Origin of the sequence: Megasphaera sp. ASD88 (assembly GCF_002287425.1) — a bacterium.
Taxonomy (GTDB): Bacteria; Bacillota; Negativicutes; order Veillonellales; family Megasphaeraceae; genus Megasphaera; species Megasphaera stantonii.
The window spans coordinates 1-17576 of sequence record NZ_NQXW01000009.1; the positions used below are offsets into that span (position 1 = coordinate 1).

Annotated in this window: 34 protein-coding genes and 1 pseudogene; all 35 read left to right on the forward strand. The window is 48.0% G+C overall.

From position 1 onward, the window contains the following. Nucleotides 1-290, forward strand: a pseudogene (gene tuf / locus CJ260_RS06305) (elongation factor Tu); the annotation flags it as partial. Between the two features lie 313 nt (nt 291-603). Next, nucleotides 604-915, forward strand: a complete 312-nt coding sequence (gene rpsJ / locus CJ260_RS06310; protein ID WP_006791160.1) for a 30S ribosomal protein S10 — start codon at nt 604-606, stop codon at nt 913-915. Nucleotides 916-929: 14 nt separating this feature from the next. After that, nucleotides 930-1568, forward strand: a complete 639-nt coding sequence (rplC, locus tag CJ260_RS06315; RefSeq protein WP_087478761.1) for a 50S ribosomal protein L3 — start codon at nt 930-932, stop codon at nt 1566-1568. A gap of 32 nt (nt 1569-1600) precedes the next feature. Further along, a complete protein-coding gene (rplD, locus tag CJ260_RS06320) occupies nt 1601-2224 on the forward strand; it encodes a 50S ribosomal protein L4 (RefSeq protein WP_087478760.1) in 624 nt (207 codons plus the stop codon). Then, complete coding sequence (gene rplW / locus CJ260_RS06325) at nt 2224-2508, forward strand: 50S ribosomal protein L23 (protein WP_087478759.1); 285 nt, start codon at nt 2224-2226, stop codon at nt 2506-2508. The genes rplD and rplW overlap by 1 nt, the downstream gene beginning before the upstream one ends. 31 nt (nt 2509-2539) lie before the next feature. After that, complete coding sequence (gene rplB, locus CJ260_RS06330) at nt 2540-3367, forward strand: 50S ribosomal protein L2 (protein ID WP_087478758.1); 828 nt, start codon at nt 2540-2542, stop codon at nt 3365-3367. A 23-nt stretch (nt 3368-3390) separates the two neighbouring features. Beyond that, complete coding sequence (gene rpsS / locus CJ260_RS06335; RefSeq protein ID WP_087478757.1) at nt 3391-3666, forward strand: 30S ribosomal protein S19; 276 nt, start codon at nt 3391-3393, stop codon at nt 3664-3666. A 14-nt stretch (nt 3667-3680) separates the two neighbouring features. Then, nucleotides 3681-4016 (forward strand): 50S ribosomal protein L22, encoded by a 336-nt coding sequence (gene rplV, locus CJ260_RS06340; RefSeq protein WP_087478756.1) that lies wholly within the window; start codon nt 3681-3683, stop codon nt 4014-4016. A gap of 13 nt (nt 4017-4029) precedes the next feature. Then, nucleotides 4030-4701, forward strand: coding sequence for a 30S ribosomal protein S3 (gene rpsC / locus CJ260_RS06345; protein ID WP_087478755.1), 672 nt, complete (start codon nt 4030-4032; stop codon nt 4699-4701). Continuing rightward, nucleotides 4701-5126 carry a 50S ribosomal protein L16 gene (gene rplP, locus CJ260_RS06350; RefSeq protein ID WP_087478754.1) on the forward strand — a complete coding sequence of 142 codons (426 nt, stop codon included), beginning with the start codon at nt 4701-4703 and terminating at the stop codon, nt 5124-5126. The genes rpsC and rplP overlap by 1 nt, the downstream gene beginning before the upstream one ends. Nucleotide 5127: 1 nt before the next feature. Beyond that, entirely contained in the window at nt 5128-5328 is a 201-nt protein-coding gene (gene rpmC / locus CJ260_RS06355) for a 50S ribosomal protein L29 (protein ID WP_014015743.1), read from the forward strand. Between the two features lie 44 nt (nt 5329-5372). Then, entirely contained in the window at nt 5373-5627 is a 255-nt protein-coding gene (gene rpsQ / locus CJ260_RS06360) for a 30S ribosomal protein S17 (RefSeq protein WP_087478753.1), read from the forward strand. 26 nt (nt 5628-5653) lie between these two features. Further along, nucleotides 5654-6022 (forward strand): 50S ribosomal protein L14, encoded by a 369-nt coding sequence (gene rplN, locus CJ260_RS06365; protein WP_007391728.1) that lies wholly within the window; start codon nt 5654-5656, stop codon nt 6020-6022. A gap of 27 nt (nt 6023-6049) precedes the next feature. Then, nucleotides 6050-6358, forward strand: coding sequence for a 50S ribosomal protein L24 (rplX, locus tag CJ260_RS06370; protein WP_162860324.1), 309 nt, complete (start codon nt 6050-6052; stop codon nt 6356-6358). A gap of 23 nt (nt 6359-6381) precedes the next feature. Continuing rightward, nucleotides 6382-6921 (forward strand): 50S ribosomal protein L5, encoded by a 540-nt coding sequence (gene rplE, locus CJ260_RS06375; protein WP_087478751.1) that lies wholly within the window; start codon nt 6382-6384, stop codon nt 6919-6921. A gap of 18 nt (nt 6922-6939) precedes the next feature. Continuing rightward, nucleotides 6940-7209, forward strand: a complete 270-nt coding sequence (gene rpsN, locus CJ260_RS06380) for a 30S ribosomal protein S14 (RefSeq protein ID WP_087478750.1) — start codon at nt 6940-6942, stop codon at nt 7207-7209. A 29-nt stretch (nt 7210-7238) separates the two neighbouring features. Then, nucleotides 7239-7631: a 30S ribosomal protein S8 gene (rpsH, locus tag CJ260_RS06385; RefSeq protein WP_087478749.1), complete on the forward strand. Its 393-nt coding sequence runs from the start codon at nt 7239-7241 to the stop codon at nt 7629-7631. A gap of 17 nt (nt 7632-7648) precedes the next feature. Beyond that, nucleotides 7649-8191: a 50S ribosomal protein L6 gene (rplF, locus tag CJ260_RS06390; RefSeq protein WP_087478748.1), complete on the forward strand. Its 543-nt coding sequence runs from the start codon at nt 7649-7651 to the stop codon at nt 8189-8191. A gap of 35 nt (nt 8192-8226) precedes the next feature. Next, on the forward strand, nt 8227-8589 hold the full coding sequence (rplR, locus tag CJ260_RS06395) for a 50S ribosomal protein L18 (protein WP_087478747.1): 363 nt from the start codon (nt 8227-8229) through the stop codon (nt 8587-8589). 18 nt (nt 8590-8607) lie between these two features. Further along, the gene (gene rpsE / locus CJ260_RS06400) at nt 8608-9108 is read left to right on the forward strand and encodes a 30S ribosomal protein S5 (protein WP_087478746.1); all 501 of its coding nucleotides are present in this window, start codon (nt 8608-8610) and stop codon (nt 9106-9108) included. Between the two features lie 18 nt (nt 9109-9126). Continuing rightward, a complete protein-coding gene (gene rpmD, locus CJ260_RS06405) occupies nt 9127-9306 on the forward strand; it encodes a 50S ribosomal protein L30 (protein ID WP_087478745.1) in 180 nt (59 codons plus the stop codon). Between the two features lie 21 nt (nt 9307-9327). Next, nucleotides 9328-9768 carry a 50S ribosomal protein L15 gene (rplO, locus tag CJ260_RS06410; RefSeq protein ID WP_087478744.1) on the forward strand — a complete coding sequence of 147 codons (441 nt, stop codon included), beginning with the start codon at nt 9328-9330 and terminating at the stop codon, nt 9766-9768. Between the two features lies 1 nt (nt 9769). Continuing rightward, nucleotides 9770-11032: a preprotein translocase subunit SecY gene (secY, locus tag CJ260_RS06415; protein ID WP_087478743.1), complete on the forward strand. Its 1263-nt coding sequence runs from the start codon at nt 9770-9772 to the stop codon at nt 11030-11032. 16 nt (nt 11033-11048) lie between these two features. Then, a complete protein-coding gene (locus CJ260_RS06420) occupies nt 11049-11699 on the forward strand; it encodes an adenylate kinase (RefSeq protein WP_087478742.1) in 651 nt (216 codons plus the stop codon). 2 nt (nt 11700-11701) lie between these two features. Beyond that, the gene (gene map / locus CJ260_RS06425; RefSeq protein ID WP_087478741.1) at nt 11702-12451 is read left to right on the forward strand and encodes a type I methionyl aminopeptidase; all 750 of its coding nucleotides are present in this window, start codon (nt 11702-11704) and stop codon (nt 12449-12451) included. A gap of 282 nt (nt 12452-12733) precedes the next feature. Then, complete coding sequence (gene infA / locus CJ260_RS06435) at nt 12734-12952, forward strand: translation initiation factor IF-1 (RefSeq protein ID WP_007391714.1); 219 nt, start codon at nt 12734-12736, stop codon at nt 12950-12952. 24 nt (nt 12953-12976) lie between these two features. Continuing rightward, complete coding sequence (rpmJ, locus tag CJ260_RS06440; RefSeq protein WP_007391661.1) at nt 12977-13090, forward strand: 50S ribosomal protein L36; 114 nt, start codon at nt 12977-12979, stop codon at nt 13088-13090. A 22-nt stretch (nt 13091-13112) separates the two neighbouring features. After that, on the forward strand, nt 13113-13481 hold the full coding sequence (rpsM, locus tag CJ260_RS06445) for a 30S ribosomal protein S13 (RefSeq protein WP_087478740.1): 369 nt from the start codon (nt 13113-13115) through the stop codon (nt 13479-13481). 28 nt (nt 13482-13509) lie between these two features. Next, nucleotides 13510-13902: a 30S ribosomal protein S11 gene (gene rpsK, locus CJ260_RS06450; RefSeq protein WP_087478739.1), complete on the forward strand. Its 393-nt coding sequence runs from the start codon at nt 13510-13512 to the stop codon at nt 13900-13902. A gap of 49 nt (nt 13903-13951) precedes the next feature. Beyond that, nucleotides 13952-14929 (forward strand): DNA-directed RNA polymerase subunit alpha, encoded by a 978-nt coding sequence (locus CJ260_RS06455; protein ID WP_095629603.1) that lies wholly within the window; start codon nt 13952-13954, stop codon nt 14927-14929. 17 nt (nt 14930-14946) lie between these two features. Further along, nucleotides 14947-15285, forward strand: a complete 339-nt coding sequence (gene rplQ, locus CJ260_RS06460; RefSeq protein ID WP_087478737.1) for a 50S ribosomal protein L17 — start codon at nt 14947-14949, stop codon at nt 15283-15285. Nucleotides 15286-15345: 60 nt separating this feature from the next. Then, a complete protein-coding gene (locus CJ260_RS06465) occupies nt 15346-15780 on the forward strand; it encodes a DUF3783 domain-containing protein (RefSeq protein ID WP_233127907.1) in 435 nt (144 codons plus the stop codon). Then, on the forward strand, nt 15777-16262 hold the full coding sequence (locus CJ260_RS06470; RefSeq protein ID WP_087478736.1) for an 8-oxo-dGTP diphosphatase: 486 nt from the start codon (nt 15777-15779) through the stop codon (nt 16260-16262). The genes CJ260_RS06465 and CJ260_RS06470 overlap by 4 nt, the downstream gene beginning before the upstream one ends. 122 nt (nt 16263-16384) lie before the next feature. Further along, nucleotides 16385-17218, forward strand: a complete 834-nt coding sequence (gene thiM / locus CJ260_RS06475; RefSeq protein ID WP_095629604.1) for a hydroxyethylthiazole kinase — start codon at nt 16385-16387, stop codon at nt 17216-17218. Continuing rightward, nucleotides 17218-17523: an MTH1187 family thiamine-binding protein gene (locus CJ260_RS06480; protein ID WP_095629605.1), complete on the forward strand. Its 306-nt coding sequence runs from the start codon at nt 17218-17220 to the stop codon at nt 17521-17523. The genes thiM and CJ260_RS06480 overlap by 1 nt, the downstream gene beginning before the upstream one ends. Nucleotides 17524-17576: the final 53 nt, after the last annotated feature.

A 17576-nucleotide genomic window follows, 5' to 3' on the forward strand; every position in this document is an offset into this window, starting at 1 on the left:
TTCATCCGCACACGACGTTCAAAGCACAGGTATACGTATTGACGAAGGATGAAGGCGGCCGTCATACGCCGTTCTTCAACGGCTACCGTCCGCAGTTCTACTTCCGCACGACGGACGTAACGGGCGTTATCAAATTGCCGGAAGGCACGGAAATGTGCATGCCTGGCGATAACGTAAAGATGGACGTAGAACTCATTACGCCGATCGCTATTGAACCGGGCCTCCGCTTCGCTATCCGCGAAGGCGGCCGTACGGTAGGCGCAGGCGTCGTATCCGAAATCGAAGCATAATTCGCCGTAAGATTACGAGCAAATTAAGACATAGAAAGAGCTGCAAGCATTGGCTTGCAGCTCTTTTCTTTACCATGATTTTACAGAATAAATTCCATGCAAAATTGATTTGGCTCCCTGGAAAAAGTACGGAAAAACGTAGAAAAATCCTTGCATGCCCGCTCTTTTTGTAGTAAACTATCTAAGTACGCGACAACAGGGGATGCCCTGACTATGCGTAAAAAAAACTATGATATAGGATGTTGCCCGCCCTGCGGGGAAACTCCTATGGAGCAGTCTATTCTAAGAAATGGACGTTAGGAGGAATTAAGTAATGGCAAAACAGGAAAGAATCAGAATTCGCCTCAAAGCTTATGACCACAAGACGTTGGATCAGAGCGCGGCGAAAATCGTCGATACGGCGAAACGGACAGGTGCTATGGTATCTGGCCCGATTCCGCTTCCGACGGAAAAGAACATCTTCACGATTCTGCGTTCGCCCCACGTAAACAAAGATTCTCGTGAACAGTTCGAACTGCGTACGCACAAACGCTTGATCGATATTCTCGAAGCTTCCAATAAAACTGTTGACGCTTTGATGAGACTCGACCTGCCGGCTGGCGTAGACATTGAAATCAAATTATAGGAGGAGGTGCGATTATGTCTAAAGCTATTTTGGGGAAAAAGTTGGGTATGACTCAGATTTTTACTGAAGAAGGCGCAGTCATCCCCGTAACAGTCGTCGAAGCTTCGCCGAATGTCGTTGTCCGCGTAAAAACCGTTGATACGGACGGATACAACTCCATTCAGCTGGGCTATGGCGAAATCAAAGAAAAACATCTGACAAAACCCGTTAAGGGTCAATTCGACAAAGCAGGCGTAGCTCCTGTTAAGTATCTTCGCGAATTCCGTTTGACAGATACGCCGGAATACACGGTAGGCCAAACTCTGGCAGCTGATATATTCGCAAGCGGCGATCTCGTCGACGTAATTGGCACCAGCAAGGGGAAAGGTTTTGCAGGTACCATCAAACGTCACGGCTTCCATCGCGGGCCAATGACTCACGGCTCTAAATCTCACCGTGAACCTGGTTCTCTCGGACCTATGATCAGCGGCGGTGGCGGTAAAGTCATCAAAGGTAAAAAACTTCCTGGACAAATGGGTGGTAATCAGGCAACGGTTCTTCATCTCTCCGTCGTAAAAGTCGACATGGATAAAAACCTTATCTTGATCAAAGGCGGTATTCCGGGTGCTAAAGGCAGCCTTGTCATGATCCGTGATACTGTAAAACCCCGCTAATTGTTGTCACACAGGAAGGAGGATAAATAATAATGCCAAAAGTAAGCACGTATAATATTGCCGGCGCACAGACCGGTGAAATCGAATTAAACGATAGCGTATTTGGCGTTGAAGTAAACGAAGCTGTCATGAGACAGGCCGTTCTTCGTCAGCTCGCTAACGAACGTTTAGGCACGCACTCCACGAAAACCAGAGGTTTGGTTCGTGGCGGCGGCAAGAAACCTTGGAAACAAAAAGGAACCGGCCGGGCCCGTGTAGGCAGCACCCGCAGCCCGTTGTGGGTTGGCGGCGGCACCATTTGGGGTCCCCATCCGCGCTCTTACGCTCAGAAAATGCCTCGCAAGGCAAGACGTTTGGCTGTTAAATCCGCTCTGAGCGATAAAGTAAATACGAATGAATTGTTCGTATTGGACGAAATCACCTTGGCAGCTCCGAAGACGAAAGAAATCGTCAACATCATCAACAACTTCAAGTTTGCCGGTGAAAAAGTTCTCTTCATTACGGATAATGACGAAATCGTCGCGCGCTGCGCCCGTAACATCACTGGCGTCAAAGCTGTTTCCACTGAAGGCGTGAACATCTTTGATTTGCTCCACCACACAAAATTGTTTGTCACAAAGAGCGCTGTAGCCAAGATTGAGGAGGTGCTCGCGTAATGATGATGCATGATATCTTGTTAAAACCGGTTATTACTGAAAAGACAACGATGATGATGTCTGATGGCAAATATACTTTCAGAGTACCGCTCCATGCCAATAAAATCGAAATCCGTAAAGCTGTTGAAGCTGTGTTCGGCGTAAAAGTAAAGAGCGTCAACACGATTCGTATGATGGGTAAATTCAAACGCATGGGCAAATATATCGGCAAACGCCCGGATTACAAGAAAGCCATCGTAACACTTCAGGAAGGCGAAACAATCGAATTCTTTGAAGGAGCTTAAGGGATAACGAAATAAAGGAGGAGGCACTACAATGGCCATTAAATCATTTAAACCGTATTCCGCCGGCCGTCGTTTCATGACTGTTTCGACTTTCGAAGACATCACGACGTCCAAACCGGAAAAATCCTTGCTGGCTAAAGTAAGCAGCAAGGGCGGTCGTAATAACAGCGGCAGAATGACAGTCCGTCATCAGGGTGGCGGTCACAAACGCCGTTATCGTTTGATCGACTTCAAACGTATTAAAGATAACATTCCTGCAAAAGTAGCGACGATCGAATACGATCCGAACCGCTCTGCTAATATCGCCCTGCTGTTCTATGCAGACGGCGAAAAACGCTATATCATCGCTCCGAACGGCCTTAAAGTAGGCGACGTTGTTTACAGCGGCCCCGAATCGGATATCAAGATCGGCAACGCATTGCCCTTGGCTAATATTCCTCTCGGTACGTTGGTACACAACGTTGAATTGAAAATCGGCAAAGGCGGCCAGATGGTTCGCTCCGCCGGTGAATCGGCACAGCTCATGGCTAAAGAAGGCAATTATGCGCTGCTCCGTCTTCCTTCGGGCGAACTTCGTCAGGTCCATATCAAATGCCGCGCTACGGTAGGCGTAGTCAGCAATACGGACCATGAAAACATTACCGTTGGTAAAGCCGGCCGTTCCCGCTGGAAGGGCATCCGTCCGGGCAACCGCGGCGTCGTTATGAACCCGTGCGACCATCCGCATGGCGGCGGCGAAGGCAAGTCTCCTGTCGGCCGTAAACGTCCGGTTACTCCTTGGGGTAAACCTGCTTATGGCGTTAAGACTCGTGAATCTAAAAAAGCTTCCAATAAATTTATTGTGAAGAGACGTAAATAAGATTGTGGAAAGGAGATAATTAAGTGTCCAGATCCGTTAAAAAGGGCCCATTCGTAGCATTCCACCTGCTGAAGAAAATCGACGCTATGAATGAAGCTAATGAAAAGAAAGTAGTAAAAACCTGGTCTCGTGCATCCACGATTTTGCCTAGCTTCGTAGGTCATACGATTGCTGTTCACGACGGCCGGAAACACGTTCCTGTATATGTTACAGAAGACATGGTAGGTCATAAGTTGGGCGAATTTGCGCCGACTCGTACATTCAAAGGCCACGCTAAATCTGAAAAAGCAACGAAATAAGGGAGGTAACATCAATGGAAGCAAGAGCAATTGCTAGACATATCCGCATTGCCCCCCGTAAAATTCGAATCGTAGCTGATTTGGTTCGGGGCAAAAATGTAGGCGAAGCTTTCTCTATCTTGAAATTTACGCCGAAAGTCGGTTCCCGCGTAGTTGAAAAAGCACTGCGCTCCGCCGTAGCGAACGCGGAACACAACAACGACATGAATGTAGATAAATTGTATGTTTCGGAAATTTTTGTCGACCAGGACTCCACGATGAAACGTATTCATCCGCGCAGCCGTGGACAGGCTTTCAAGATTTTGAAACATTCCAGTCATTTGACTGTTGTCGTAAAAGAAAGAGCATAAGGAGGGAAACGTAGTGGGTCAAAAAGTTAATGCCCATGGATTTCGTGTTGGCGTTGTAAAACCCTGGGATGCGAAATGGTATGCTGAAAAGGATTATGCAACACTTCTGAATGAAGACGTAAAAATCCGTGAATTCTTAAAGAAACAGTTGTTCATCGCAGGCGTTTCTCGTATTGAAATCGAACGTTCTGCAAAACGTATCAAATTGATTATCCATACTGCTAAACCGGGCATGGTTATCGGCCGCGGCGGCGCAGGCATTGAAGATATTAAGAAAGCGCTGAAAGCTTTCACGACGAAAACTGTCGACGTTAACATCGCCGAAATCAAACAGGCTGAAATGGACGCAACCCTCGTTGCTGAAAACGTAGCCAGCCAGCTCGAACGCCGTATCGGCTTCCGCCGCGCTATGAAACAGTGCGTAGGCCGTACGATGCGCATGGGCGCTAAAGGCGTTAAAATTATGTGCTCCGGCCGTTTAGGCGGCGCTGAAATCGCTCGCAGCGAAAGCGTTCGCGACGGCTCCATTCCTCTGCATACGCTCCGCGCCGATATCGACTACGGCTTTGCCGAAGCTCATACGACATACGGCTGCATCGGCGTAAAATGCTGGATCTACAAAGGTGAAATCCTGCCGGAAGCTAAAAAAGCTCCGCAGAAAAAACACGAAGGGAGTGAAGCATAATGTTAATTCCAAAACGTGTTAAATATCGTAAACAGTTCCGCGGCCGCATGAAAGGTCAGGCTCAGCGCGGCAATAAAGTCGCTCACGGCGATTTCGGTTTGGTAGCAGCAGAACCGTCTTGGATTACAAACCGTCAGATCGAAGCTGCCCGTATTGCTATGACTCGTTATATCAAACGTGGCGGTAAAGTTTGGATTAAAATTTTCCCGGATAAGCCGATTACGGCTAAACCGGCTGGCACTCGTATGGGTTCCGGTAAAGGCGCTCCCGAATACTGGGTAGCCGTTGCTAAACCGGGCCGCGTACTTTTTGAAATGGGCGGTGTAAGCGAAGAAGTAGCTCGCGAAGCTATGCGTCTTGCAAGCCATAAACTGCCGATTAAAACGAAGTTTGTTGTTAGAGGTCAGGAATTAGGTGGTGAATAAAATGAAGGTTAAAGAAATCCGTGCTCTGAGCGCTGCCGAAATGGACGAAAAGGTGGTTAGCCTTAAAGAAGAATTGTTTAACCTCCGTTTTCAACATGCGACCGGCCAATTAGAAAATCCAATGCGTATCCGCGAAGTTAAAAAGACTATCGCCCGCATCAAAACGGTACAGCGTGAAGCAGAATTGAAAGCGCAGGCGTAAGATAACGTACTCGATTGGAATCTAAAAGGAGGTTACAAGCACAGATGGAAAGAAACGAACGGAAAATCCGCGTAGGTAAAGTTGTCAGCGATAAAATGGACAAAACCGTTGTTGTTGCTGTAGAATATAAGACGCAGCATAAGCTGTACAAAAAACCGATTATTTCGACTGTAAAATTCAAAGCGCATGATGAAAACAACGAATGCCATATCGGCGATATCGTACGCATCGAAGAAACCCGTCCCCTGTCCAAGCAGAAACACTGGAGAGTTGTGACGATCGTAGAAGCAGCTAAATAAGCTTGAATTAACTAGGAGGTTAAGCCATGATTCAGCAAGAAACTATGTTGAATGTTGCCGATAACACCGGTGCCAAAAAACTTTTGTGCATCCAGGTCATGGGTGGCTCATATCGTAAATATGGCAACATTGGCGATATCATTACAGCGTCTGTTAAAGATGCATCACCCGGTGGCGTTGTCAAGAAAGGCGACGTAGTAAAGGCTGTTATCGTTCGTTCTAAAAAAGGATTGCGCCGCGTAGACGGTTCGTACATCCGTTTCGACGAAAATGCAGCTGTCGTAATCAATAATGATAAAAGCCCTAAAGGCACTCGTATTTTTGGGCCGGTTGCCAGAGAACTGCGTGAAAAAGATTTCATGAAGATCATCTCCCTGGCTCCGGAAGTATTATAATCGGAGGAGGTGTTCTCGATGGGAAAAATGCACGTTAAGACAGGCGATACGGTTATCGTCATCGCCGGCAAAGAAAAAGGCAAAAAAGGCAAAATCATTGCAGCATATCCGAAAAAGGACCGCGTTGTAGTAGAAGGCCTTAATCTGGTTAAGCGCCATACGAAACCGAGTCAGAACAATCCTCAAGGCGGCATTATCACGAAGGAAGCAGCTATCCACGTTTCCAACGTTATGCTCGTAGATCCTGAAAGCGGCAAGCCGACCCGCGTCAGAACGGTTCAGCAGGCCGACGGTACGAAAGTACGCGTTGCCGTTAAGAGCGGCAAGAACATCTAATTGAGAAGGGAGGCCCTTGAGAAGTGTCCAGATTAAAAGATAAATATCTTTCCGAAGTCACTAAAGGCTTGCAGGAAAAATACAATTATAAAAATGTAATGCAGATTCCGAAGGTTACAAAAGTTGTCATCAACATGGCTGTTGGCGAAGCTGTTACCAACTCCAAAGCTTTGGACGCTGCTGTAAACGATATGACGATCATTTCCGGTCAGAAGCCGATCATTACGAAAGCCAAGAAATCCATCGCGGCCTTTAAAATCCGCGAAGGCATGAACCTGGGCTGCAAAGTAACGCTCCGCGGCGAACGGATGTATGAATTCCTCGATAAATTGATGAATTTGGCTCTGCCTCGCGTCCGCGACTTCCATGGCGTAAGCGCAAAGGGATTTGACGGCCGCGGCAACTACACCTTGGGCTTAAAGGAACAGCTCATATTCCCGGAAATCGAATATGATAAGGTCGATAAAGCCCGCGGTATGGACATCACCATCGTTACCACAGCTACGACGGACGAAGAAGGCCGCGATATGCTGACGATGATGGGTATGCCGTTTGAAAAGTAATTAAGGAGGATAACATACATGGCAAAGAAATCTATGCTTGAACGTGAAAAGAAACGTGAAAAAATGGTTGCCCGCTATGCAAAGCTCCGTGCTGAACTGAAAGCTAAGGGCGACTATGAAGCGCTTTCTAAGTTGCCGGCCAACTCGTCCCCGGTACGCCTGCACAACCGTTGCAAAGTAACCGGCCGTCCTCACGGTTATATGCGTAAGTTCGGCATCTGCCGCATTACATTCCGTGAACTGGCTTACAAAGGACAGATTCCTGGCGTTAAAAAAGCCAGCTGGTAATGTATTTCACGAAGGGAGGTTTTTAGACAATGGCAATGACCGATCCGATTGCGGATATGCTCACCAGAATCCGTAACGCCAATTCGGCTTATCATGAAAAAGTAGAAATGCCCGCTTCCAAGATGAAGGCCGCTGTCCTCGAAATCTTGAAAGAAGAAGGCTTTGTTAAGAATTATGAATCCGTAAACGAAGGCAAAACGCTGAAAGTTACGTTAAAATATGGTTCCAATAGAGAAAAAGTAATTACCGGCATCAAGAGAATTTCTAAACCGGGCCTGCGCGTATACGCCGGCAAAGAAGAACTGCCCCGCGTTCTCGGCGGTTTGGGAATCGCTGTTATTTCTACGTCCCAGGGCGTTATGAGCGATAAAAAAGCTCGTAAACTCGGCTTGGGCGGCGAAGTTATCGCTTACGTCTGGTAATATTTGGAGGTGTCAATATGTCCCGAGTAGGTAGAATGCCTATTGATATCCCGGCAGGCGTAAATGTCAACCTCGATGGCCACGTGATTACCGTCAAAGGCCCGAAAGGCGAACTCACTCGTACGCTTCACCCGGATATGAAAATTACAGTTGCTGACAACGTCATTACTGTAGAACGTCCGTCTGACGAAAAAGAACATCGTGCCCTGCACGGCTTGACCCGCGCTCTCGTTGCCAACATGGTAACAGGCGTTACGACAGGCTTTAAGAAAGAATTGGAAATCGTCGGCGTTGGTTACAGAGCACAGATGAAAGGCAAGAAACTGGCCTTGACTCTTGGCTTCTCCCATCCCCTCGAATTAGACGCTCCGGAAGGCGTTACGGTCGAATGCCCGACGGCAACGACGATCGTCGTATCCGGCGCTAATAATGAAACTGTCGGCGAATTCGCTGCTAAAATCCGCGGCTATCGCCTGCCTGAACCGTACAAAGGAAAAGGTATTCGCTACGCTGGCGAACATGTACGTCGTAAAGCCGGCAAAGCTGGTTCGAAGAAATAATTAACGTAAGCTTATCATAGAAAGGAGTGAATTCCTTGAAATCCAGTAAGAATGCAATTCGCTTGAAACGTCATTGGCGCTTGCGCAAACACATCAACGGTACGGCTGAACGTCCTCGTCTGAATGTTTTCCGCAGCCTTTCCAATATTTATGCTCAGGTCATCGACGATACGAAGGGCGTTACCTTGGTTTCCGCCAGCTCGTTGGATCAGGAAATTAAAGCTCAGAACGTCAGCGGTGGCAATGCTGAAGGCGCAAAATTAGTTGGCGCATTAGTTGCAAAACGTGCTCTTGAAAAAGGTATCACGACGGTCGTATTCGACCGCGGCGGTTATATTTATCATGGCCGTGTTGCCGCTCTTGCTGAAGCCGCTCGTGAAGCTGGCTTGAAATTCTAATCAAGGAGGAAATAACACATGGCAAAAGTTGACCATGCAGGTCTCGAATTACAAGAAAATGTCGTATTCATCAACCGTGTTGCTAAGGTAGTTAAAGGCGGCCGCCGTTTTTCCTTCAGTGCGTTGGTTGTTGTCGGCGACGGCAACGGCAGAGTCGGCGCAGGATTAGGTAAAGCCGGCGAAGTTCCCGAAGCTATCCGCAAAGGTGTTGAAGACGCTAAAAAACATTTGGTAACTGTTTCCTTGAAAAACGGTTCCATTCCCCATCCGATTACAGGTGTTTTCGGCGCTGGCAAAGTATTCCTGAAACCGGCTGCCGAAGGTACTGGAGTTATTGCAGGCGGTCCTGTACGTGCCGTATTGGAATTGGCTGGCGTCCGCAACATCCTTACAAAATCCATCGGTTCTTCCAACCCGAACAACATGGTTCAGGCTACGATCGAAGGCTTGAGCCGTTTGAAGGATGTCAACAAAGTTGCTGAACTCCGTGGCAAAACTGTAGAAGAAATTTACGGTTAATAAGGGAGGATACACAAGATGGCTCAAGTAAAAGTTACGCTCGTAAAGAGTCTCGCAGGCCGTCCTGGCGACCAGCGCGCAACTGTCGTTGCCCTGGGTCTCCACAAGACGAATTCCAGCGTAGTAAAAGAAGTAACCCCGCAGATCAAAGGGATGCTTCATAAAGTAGAACACTTAATCAAAGTAGAAGAAATCTAAGATAGAAGGAGGTGCGCTGAATTGAAACTTCATGAAATGAGTATTGTTCCTGGTTCCAAGAAAAAACGCAATCGCGTAGGCCGCGGTATTGGCTCCGGCAACGGCAAGACGGCCGGCAAGGGCATGAAGGGCCAGCTTTCCCGTAGCGGCGGCGGTAAACGCCCGGGCTTTGAAGGCGGCCAGATGCCTCTGTACCGTTTGCTCCCGAAACGCGGTTTCAAAAATATCTGGGCTAAACAGTATGCAGAAGTTAACGTTTCTGTACTGAATTGCTTTGAAAACGGCACGACGGTAGATCCTGTTGCATTGGTAGAAGCAGGTATTCTTAAAAACGTATGCGACGGTGTTCGTATCCTCGGCAACGGCGAATTGGAAAAATCCCTTACCGTTGTAGCGCAGGGCTTCACGAAATCGGCGCAGCAAAAAATTGAAGCAGCTGGTGGTAAGGTAGAGGTGATCTAAGGTGTTAGAGAACATCCAGAATGTGCTGAACGTTCCGGAGTTCCGGAAACGCGCAGTTTTCACCTTGATCATGTTCATTATTTTCAGACTAGGTGTCCACATCCCTGTTCCGGGAGTAGACGCCTCAGTCATTGAAAATCTTTTCAGCAGCGGCAACTTATTTGGCCTGTTGGATTTATTTTCCGGCGGCGCCTTGAGTAAGTTTTCTATCCTCGCTATGAGTATTACGCCGTATATCAACGCGTCCATTATCATGCAGCTCCTCACGTCGGTCGTTCCGACCTTTGAGCAATGGGCGAAGGACAATCAGGACGGCCGTGAAAAAATCCAGAAGGTCACCCGGTATGGCACGGTAGTCTTAGGTTTCATCCAGGCCTTTGCCATGAGCTATGCGCTGAAAGTAAACAACGCTTTCGTAAACGACAGCTGGGCCATGGTATTTATGGTAGCAGTGATTCTGACGGCCGGCACGTGTTTCCTCATGTGGCTGGGCGACCAGATTACGGCAGGCGGCATCGGCAACGGCATTTCGCTGATCATCTTCGCCGGTATCGTAGCGCGGTTCCCCGATGGCTGCATGACTGTATACAAATATATTCAGGCAGGTTCCATCAATATTTTCCAGGTGCTGTTGTTTGCCTTGATCGCCCTCTTCATGATTGTCGTAGTCATTGAGGTGACGCAGGGACAACGGCGCGTCGTTGTGCAGTATGCGAAACGGATTGTCGGCCGGAAGATGTACGGCGGCCATTCGACGCATATTCCTTTGAAAGTCAATCAGGCTGGCGTTATCCCCATCATCTTTGCCTCGTCCGTGCTGATGTTCCCGATTACGATTGCACAGTTCGTACAGAATGAAACGGTACAGATGATTGCCGGATGGTTTGCATGGGGTACGGTGACCAACACCATTATGTACGCCATTTTGATTATCTTCTTTACTTATTTTTATACCGCTATTTCGCTGAATATTCCGCAGCTTACGGAAAACATGCAGAAGTACGGCGGCTTTATCCCCGGTATTCGTCCGGGCCAGCCGACAGCTTTGTATATCGATAGAATTATGACGCGTATTACCTTGGCAGGTTCGTTCTTCCTCGCCTTCATCGCCATTCTGCCGAACTTCATCGGCTGGATTACGGGTATTGAAGGTGTGTATTTCGGCGGTACGGCGCTGCTGATTGTAGTCGGCGTTGCTATCGATACGATGAAGCAGGCCGAATCGTTGTTGCTCAACAGACAGTATCAGGGCTTTATGAAATGATAAGGGGGTAGTTTACATGTACATTCTTTTAATGGGGCCTCCGGGTGCCGGCAAAGGTACGCAGGCCGAACGATTGATTGAAAAATATGGTATTCCCCAGATTTCAACGGGCGATATGTTCCGAGCAGCTGTTAAAGAACAGACTCCCCTTGGTTTGGAAGCTAAGAAGTATATGGATAACGGTCAGCTCGTACCGGACGCCGTTACTGTCGGTATCGTAAGAGAACGCCTGGCAAAAGACGACTGCAAGAAAGGGTTTATCCTCGACGGATTCCCGCGTACGACGTCCCAGGCCGTATCCCTCGACGCGATTCTCAGCGATTTGGGCATTAAGCTCGACGGAGTCGTCAACATTTCCGTTCCTGATGAAGAACTGATTAAGCGGACGACAGGCCGTCAGATTTGCCGCTCCTGTGGCGCGACATATCATATTTCTTTTAAACCGTCTAAGGTAGAAGGCGTTTGCGATAAATGCGGCGGAGAATTGTATCAGCGCGACGACGATAAGGTCGAAACCGTTGAAAAACGTCTCAGCGTATATGCTGCTCAGACCAAACCGCTTATTGATTACTACAAAAATTCCAACTTGTACATCGAAGTCGACGGCAAGCAGGGGATGGATGCAGTCTTTGATGATATCGTAAAGAGCCTTGAAAAGAGTAAATAATTATGATTATTTTAAAGTCTAAACGGGAAATAGAGTATATTCGCGAAGCTGGTCGCATTACTGCCAACGCATTGCAGCTGATGAAAAAGCTGGCGAAGCCGGGCGTCACGACAGGCGAGCTGGATCAGCGTTGCGAAGAATACATCCGCAGCTGCGGCGCCTTTCCGAGCTGTAAAGGCTATTACGGATATCCGGCGACTATCTGCGCTAGCGTAAACGAAGAAGTCGTTCACGGTATTCCGGGCCGGCGCAAGCTAAAAGATGGAGATATAATCAGTGTTGACTTAGTTGTAAACAAAAATGGCTATCATGGAGACTCGACGGTGACGATTCCTATCGGTCACGTTGACCCGGCCGTTCTTCAGTTGCTTAAAGTGACGGAAGAATGTCTCTATAAAGGCATTGAGCAGGCAGTAGCTGGCAACCACCTGGGCGACATCGGGCATGCCGTTCAATCCTATGCCGAATCATTCGGTTACGGCGTTGTCCGCGATTATGTAGGACACGGCATCGGTACCGACATGCATGAAGAACCGGAAGTGCCGAATTATGGCGTTGCCGGTCACGGAGAACTCCTGGAACCGGGTATGGTTCTGGCCATTGAGCCGATGATCAACATGGGTACGGAAAAGGTCCGGCAGTTGAAAAACGGTTGGACTGTCGTTACCTGTGATAAGAAGCCGGCAGCCCATTTTGAACATACAGTAGCTATTACTGAAAACGGTCCGGAAATCCTGACCTTACCGGAATGATGGAGCGGATAGAGATACCTGTCTGCACAGTCGTTAAAAGCTGTGCGGGCAGAGATAAAGAGGGCCTGTATGTCGTTGTCGGCAAGTTGGATTATCCCTATGTATGGATTGCTGACGGTCGAAAGTACAAATTGGATAAGCCGAAGAAAAAAAATTGCCGGCATCTCCAGATAGTGGGAACGAGCGTATCCAGAGGAAACGCTGGTCCCCTGAGAATCAGCAATGAATGGATACGGTCCGTTTTGAACCGGGCCAAGATGGAATTGACCAGGGAGGGTACACATGTCTAAGGAAGATGTCATTGAAGTAGAAGGCGTCGTCGTAGAAGCACTGCCAAACGCTATGTTTAAAGTTAAGTTGGAAAACGAACACATCGTACTGGCTCACGTTTCCGGAAAAATGCGTATGAATTTTATTCGTATTCTTCCCGGCGACAGAGTTACGATGGAATTGACACCGTATGATCTGAATCGCGGTCGTATTACGTATCGCTTCAAGTAAGATTGTTTACGCAGGAGGTTAACTATGAAGGTAAAACCGTCAGTAAAGAAAATTTGCGAAAAATGCAAAATCATTAAACGCAAAGGCCGCGTTATGGTCATTTGCGAAAATCCGAAACATAAACAGAAACAGGGTTAATCGACAGGAGGTGGATGATTAGATGGCACGTATAGCCGGTGTGGATTTACCACGTGACAAACGAGTTGAAATTGGTTTAACTTATATTTTGGGGATCGGTCTTTCTTCGTCCCAGGAAATCTTGAAAAAAACAGGCGTTAATCCGGACACGCGCGTTCGCGACTTGACGGAAGATGAAGTTCAGAAAATCCGTGAAGTAATCGGTTCTGATTATAAAGTAGAAGGCGACCTTCGCCGTGATACAGCGCTCAACATTAAACGTCTGATTGAAGTTAACTCTTACCGGGGCAAACGTCATCGCGCAGGTCTTCCCGTTCGCGGTCAGCGCACGAAGACAAACGCACGTACGCGTAAAGGTCCGAGAAAAGCAGTAGCAGGTAAGAAGAAATAAGATTTTCTAAGTAAGGAGGGAAACGATTTTGGCTAAGAATAACGCAAGAAGCAATAAGAGAAAAGAAAAGAAACATGTAGAATCGGGTGCAGCACATATTCGTTCTACCTTTAATAATACGATTGTTACTATCAGCGATACGAAGGGCAACGCTTTGTCTTGGGCAAGCGCCGGCGGCCTCGGCTTCCGCGGTTCCCGTAAGAGCACTCCGTTCGCCGCTCAGATGGCTGCTGAACAGGCTGCTAAAGCCGCTATGGAATACGGCCTTCGTCAGGTTGAAGTATATGTAAAAGGTCCTGGCTCCGGTCGTGAAGCCGCTATCCGCGCATTGCAGGCAGCAGGCCTGGAAGTAAATTCCATTAAAGACGTAACTCCTATCCCGCATAATGGCTGCCGTCCGCCGAAACGCAGACGTGTATAAGAGATATTCAACCAAGTTGTTTTGATTCTGGAATGGGAGGATTTTCCTGATGATCGATGATAACAAATTTAAAGTTAAGACCGTTGATAGAAGCGACGACGGCACTTATGGAAAATTCGTATGCGAACCTCTCGACAGAGGGTACGGAATCACGTTGGGCAATAGCTTACGGCGCGTCCTCTTGTCTTCGCTGGACGGCGTAGCAATTACCTCCATTAAAATCGATGGAGTATTGCATGAATTTTCGACGATACCTGGCGTTCGGGAAGACGTTTCGGAAATTATCCTGAACTTAAAACAGCTTAGTCTGAAATTCACTCGCGACGAAGTCGATGAATTGGATATCACGGTTGATATCACTGGTGAATGCGAATTTACTGCAGAAGATTTGAACGTAAGCACAGACATTGAAGTTTTAAACCCGGATCTTCATATTGCAACCCTCGACTCGGATGCGCACATTTATATGCAGTGCCATATCGAACGGGGCAAGGGCTATGTTCCGTCTACAAGAAATAAGAAAGATACGGATATGATCGGCGTAATTCCCATCGATTCGATCTTCTCTCCGATTGTAAAGACGAACTACCAGGTTAACAATATCCGGGTCGGCAACGAAATGGACTACGATTCGTTGACGCTTGAAGTGACGACCAACGGCAGCATCGCTGCTGAAAACGCCGTGGCTAAAGCTGCGTCTATCATGGTCAGCTATTTGGATTACTTCCAAAAGATCGCTTCTGATCCGAAGGCTAATGAAGCAGCCGCTCCCTTTACGACTCCCGACGGCGAAGAACCGGAAGAAGATAACGGACCGGAGCTCAGCCAAGTTAAAATTGACGTATTGGATTTGTCCGTTCGCGCGTCGAACTGCTTGAAACGGGCTAACATCTACACGTTAGGCGATTTGGTTGAACGGACGGAAGATGACTTGTCTAAGATTCGCAACTTGGGCAAAAAGTCTGTAGATGAAATTATTGAAAAACTGAAAGATTATGGATTTGATTTGAAATCCAACGAAGAATAATTCGAGGAGGATGAACGATGGCTTATAGAAAGTTGGGACGTGACAGCTCTGCACGTAAAGCATTACTGCGCAGCATTGTTACCTCTTTATTCCAGCATGAACGCATCGAAACGACGGAAGCAAAGGCAAAAGAACTCCGCAAAGTAGCAGAAAAAATGCTTACCTTGGCTAAACGCGGCGACTTACACGCTCGCCGTCAGGTATTGGCTTACGTAAGAGACGAAAGCGTAGTTAAGAAAATGTTTGATGAAATTGCGCCGAAATACAAAGACCGTCAAGGCGGTTATACGCGTATTATCAAAACTGGCGTTCGTCAGGGCGATGCAGCTCCGATGGTAATCATCGAATTAGTGTAATAGCTTACGAGACCGCTGTGGCACAGTGCCGCAGCGGTTTTTTTACAAGGAGATGAGACAATGGCCTATAGAATGATGCTGGCTGTAAACTTTACGCCGGAACGGCTCAGCCTGTTAAAGCTCTTGGGATTGCTGACGAAATCTCAAATTAAGGTTGTGGCAGAAGAAGAAAAGACGGAAACGGTCGGCAAGCTGTTGGGGTTAAGCGACGATGAAATTGCCGAAATCGCTGCCAATAAGGTGGAGACAAGCGAGACCAAGGTTCATGAAGACCTGGGCGAAGACGAAGCGTTGGAACCTGTAACCAAGGAAGCCCTTATCCTTTGCGGCTTTGATAATAAAGCTGTCAATCTGCTGCTGGATGGAATTCGCCGCGGCCGTTTAAAAAGCGTGCCTCTTAAAGCTATGGTAACGCCTAATAATATTTCCTGGACTATCGATACGATTTTGCAGGAATTGGCTAAAGAGCACGCCTATTTCCATAAAAAACGATGAGAGATACGACGCTGTGCTTTCCTGTCGACGAGAGAGGGAGAATCCTGCTGGGACGAAAAAAACGCGGCTTCGGCGTATCGAAATGGAATGGCTTTGGTGGGAAAATCGAGCCGGGTGAGACCTTTCGCCAGTGCGCCGTCCGTGAGCTGCAGGAAGAAACGGGCCTTCAGACGAAAGCGGAAGATTTAGAATTAGTAGGCTTGCTGGACTTCCGGTTTACGGCCGAACCGGAGTTAAATCACTTGGGATACGTCTATTTCGTTCGCCAATATGAAGGAACCATTGTAGAAACGGAGGAAATGGAACCGCAGTGGTTTTCAGCAGATACCCTTCCCTACGACGAGATGTGGAAAGGAGATCGGACGTGGATTCCCATGATCTTAAGGGGCAGAAAAATACAAGGCACCGTTAATTTTGCCGCTGACAACGATACGGTCGAATCATTGGATATAGACTACGTATCGTCTATAGAGGAAGGTTGATGAAGAAAGCGCATTGATAACGTCTATGCATAGACATCGTCAATGCGTTTTTTGTATTTTTAGGTTGAGATGAATCCGGACAGCGCTTATAATAAGAATAGCAGAAAGAAGGCGATGATTTCGTGAATACGGCGTATATACGGGAACAAATAAGGCTGGCGGCGGAGAACGCAAGAAAATCAAAGCCCTTGGCCGGCTCTATTACGAATTTTGTGACGGTTAATTTTGTAGCCAACGCCCAGTTAGCCGCAGGCGGCTCAGCGGCGATGGTCTATCTGCCTGATGAAGGAGAAGGCCTGGTGAAGATGGGCGACTCGATGTATATCAATGTGGGAACCTTGCTTCCTATTTATGAGGAAACGGTTCCCCGTACGTTGAACGCCCTGTGCAAGCTGGGAAAGCCGTGGGTCCTGGACCCTGTTGCCGTTGGGCTGGGTGAGATGCGGACGAAGCTGCTGCTTCAATGCAAGGAATATAAGCCGTCGGTTATTCGCGGCAACGCGTCGGAAATCATTGCGTTGGCTGGCTTATGGCAGGTAGGCGGCAGAGCCTCCTCGAAGGTCCGAGGCGTCGACTCAACCGATACAGTAGACGAGGCCGTGGCGGCTGCGAAAGCGTTGGCTGCATGGACCGGCGGCGCTGTCGCCGTGTCAGGAGCAGAAGATTTCATTACTGACGGCCGCCATGATGCAGTTTCTTATGGCGGCTCGCCGATGATGGAATGCGTCACTGGTTCGGGATGCTCCTTGGGAGGGGTCATCGCCGTATATGCGGCTGTCGCAGACCCGTTCATAGCGGCGCTTACTGGGACGGCGGCGTATAATCTTGCCGGCAGGCGGGCCGAGGTAAAAGCTGCCGGGACTGGCTCATTCCAGCAGATTTTTCTGGATGAGCTGTATCAAGCCTCGCCTGAGGACATAAGTCAAAATCCTATTTCATATAAGGAGGAACCGTAATGAATGTTTTAGCAGCTGTTTGCATTGCTCCCTGCGGTATTGGCGATGAATTTGCCCCCTATGTCGCGCCGGTCATCCAGATTATTCGGGAATCAGGATTGAAAAATCGGACGAATTCTATGTTCACGGAAATCGAAGGCGAGTGGGATGATGTCATGGCTGTCGTCAAAAAAGCCACCTTTTATTTAGCGGAACAAGGATTGCGGACAGAAGTGATCCTGAAAGCAGACATTCGGCCGGGCCATACGGAGATGATGGAGCATAAAACGGCGATTGTGGAGCAGCTTTTACAGGAAAATAAGTAATTTTTAACGCCTTTGTTATGAATTGGAGACGAATTATAGTTGCATTAGGAGGG

What these genes read in the sequence shown, in the direction of transcription:
- rpsJ (WP_006791160.1), top strand. Translation starts at nt 604, where the DNA reads ATGGCAAAACAGGAAAGAATCAGAATTCGCCTCAAAGCTTATGACCAC.
- rplC (WP_087478761.1), top strand. Translation starts at nt 930, where the DNA reads ATGTCTAAAGCTATTTTGGGGAAAAAGTTGGGTATGACTCAGATTTTT.
- rplD (WP_087478760.1), top strand. Translation starts at nt 1,601, where the DNA reads ATGCCAAAAGTAAGCACGTATAATATTGCCGGCGCACAGACCGGTGAA.
- rplW (WP_087478759.1), top strand. Translation starts at nt 2,224, where the DNA reads ATGATGATGCATGATATCTTGTTAAAACCGGTTATTACTGAAAAGACA.
- rplB (WP_087478758.1), top strand. Translation starts at nt 2,540, where the DNA reads ATGGCCATTAAATCATTTAAACCGTATTCCGCCGGCCGTCGTTTCATG.
- rplV (WP_087478756.1), top strand. Translation starts at nt 3,681, where the DNA reads ATGGAAGCAAGAGCAATTGCTAGACATATCCGCATTGCCCCCCGTAAA.
- rplP (WP_087478754.1), top strand. Translation starts at nt 4,701, where the DNA reads ATGTTAATTCCAAAACGTGTTAAATATCGTAAACAGTTCCGCGGCCGC.
- rpmC (WP_014015743.1), top strand. Translation starts at nt 5,128, where the DNA reads ATGAAGGTTAAAGAAATCCGTGCTCTGAGCGCTGCCGAAATGGACGAA.
- rpsQ (WP_087478753.1), top strand. Translation starts at nt 5,373, where the DNA reads ATGGAAAGAAACGAACGGAAAATCCGCGTAGGTAAAGTTGTCAGCGAT.
- rplN (WP_007391728.1), top strand. Translation starts at nt 5,654, where the DNA reads ATGATTCAGCAAGAAACTATGTTGAATGTTGCCGATAACACCGGTGCC.
- rplX (WP_162860324.1), top strand. Translation starts at nt 6,050, where the DNA reads ATGCACGTTAAGACAGGCGATACGGTTATCGTCATCGCCGGCAAAGAA.
- rpsN (WP_087478750.1), top strand. Translation starts at nt 6,940, where the DNA reads ATGGCAAAGAAATCTATGCTTGAACGTGAAAAGAAACGTGAAAAAATG.
- rpsH (WP_087478749.1), top strand. Translation starts at nt 7,239, where the DNA reads ATGGCAATGACCGATCCGATTGCGGATATGCTCACCAGAATCCGTAAC.
- rplF (WP_087478748.1), top strand. Translation starts at nt 7,649, where the DNA reads ATGTCCCGAGTAGGTAGAATGCCTATTGATATCCCGGCAGGCGTAAAT.
- rpsE (WP_087478746.1), top strand. Translation starts at nt 8,608, where the DNA reads ATGGCAAAAGTTGACCATGCAGGTCTCGAATTACAAGAAAATGTCGTA.
- rpmD (WP_087478745.1), top strand. Translation starts at nt 9,127, where the DNA reads ATGGCTCAAGTAAAAGTTACGCTCGTAAAGAGTCTCGCAGGCCGTCCT.
- CJ260_RS06420 (WP_087478742.1), top strand. Translation starts at nt 11,049, where the DNA reads ATGTACATTCTTTTAATGGGGCCTCCGGGTGCCGGCAAAGGTACGCAG.
- map (WP_087478741.1), top strand. Translation starts at nt 11,702, where the DNA reads ATGATTATTTTAAAGTCTAAACGGGAAATAGAGTATATTCGCGAAGCT.
- infA (WP_007391714.1), top strand. Translation starts at nt 12,734, where the DNA reads ATGTCTAAGGAAGATGTCATTGAAGTAGAAGGCGTCGTCGTAGAAGCA.
- rpmJ (WP_007391661.1), top strand. Translation starts at nt 12,977, where the DNA reads ATGAAGGTAAAACCGTCAGTAAAGAAAATTTGCGAAAAATGCAAAATC.
- rpsM (WP_087478740.1), top strand. Translation starts at nt 13,113, where the DNA reads ATGGCACGTATAGCCGGTGTGGATTTACCACGTGACAAACGAGTTGAA.
- CJ260_RS06455 (WP_095629603.1), top strand. Translation starts at nt 13,952, where the DNA reads ATGATCGATGATAACAAATTTAAAGTTAAGACCGTTGATAGAAGCGAC.
- rplQ (WP_087478737.1), top strand. Translation starts at nt 14,947, where the DNA reads ATGGCTTATAGAAAGTTGGGACGTGACAGCTCTGCACGTAAAGCATTA.
- CJ260_RS06465 (WP_233127907.1), top strand. Translation starts at nt 15,346, where the DNA reads ATGGCCTATAGAATGATGCTGGCTGTAAACTTTACGCCGGAACGGCTC.
- CJ260_RS06470 (WP_087478736.1), top strand. Translation starts at nt 15,777, where the DNA reads ATGAGAGATACGACGCTGTGCTTTCCTGTCGACGAGAGAGGGAGAATC.
- CJ260_RS06480 (WP_095629605.1), top strand. Translation starts at nt 17,218, where the DNA reads ATGAATGTTTTAGCAGCTGTTTGCATTGCTCCCTGCGGTATTGGCGAT.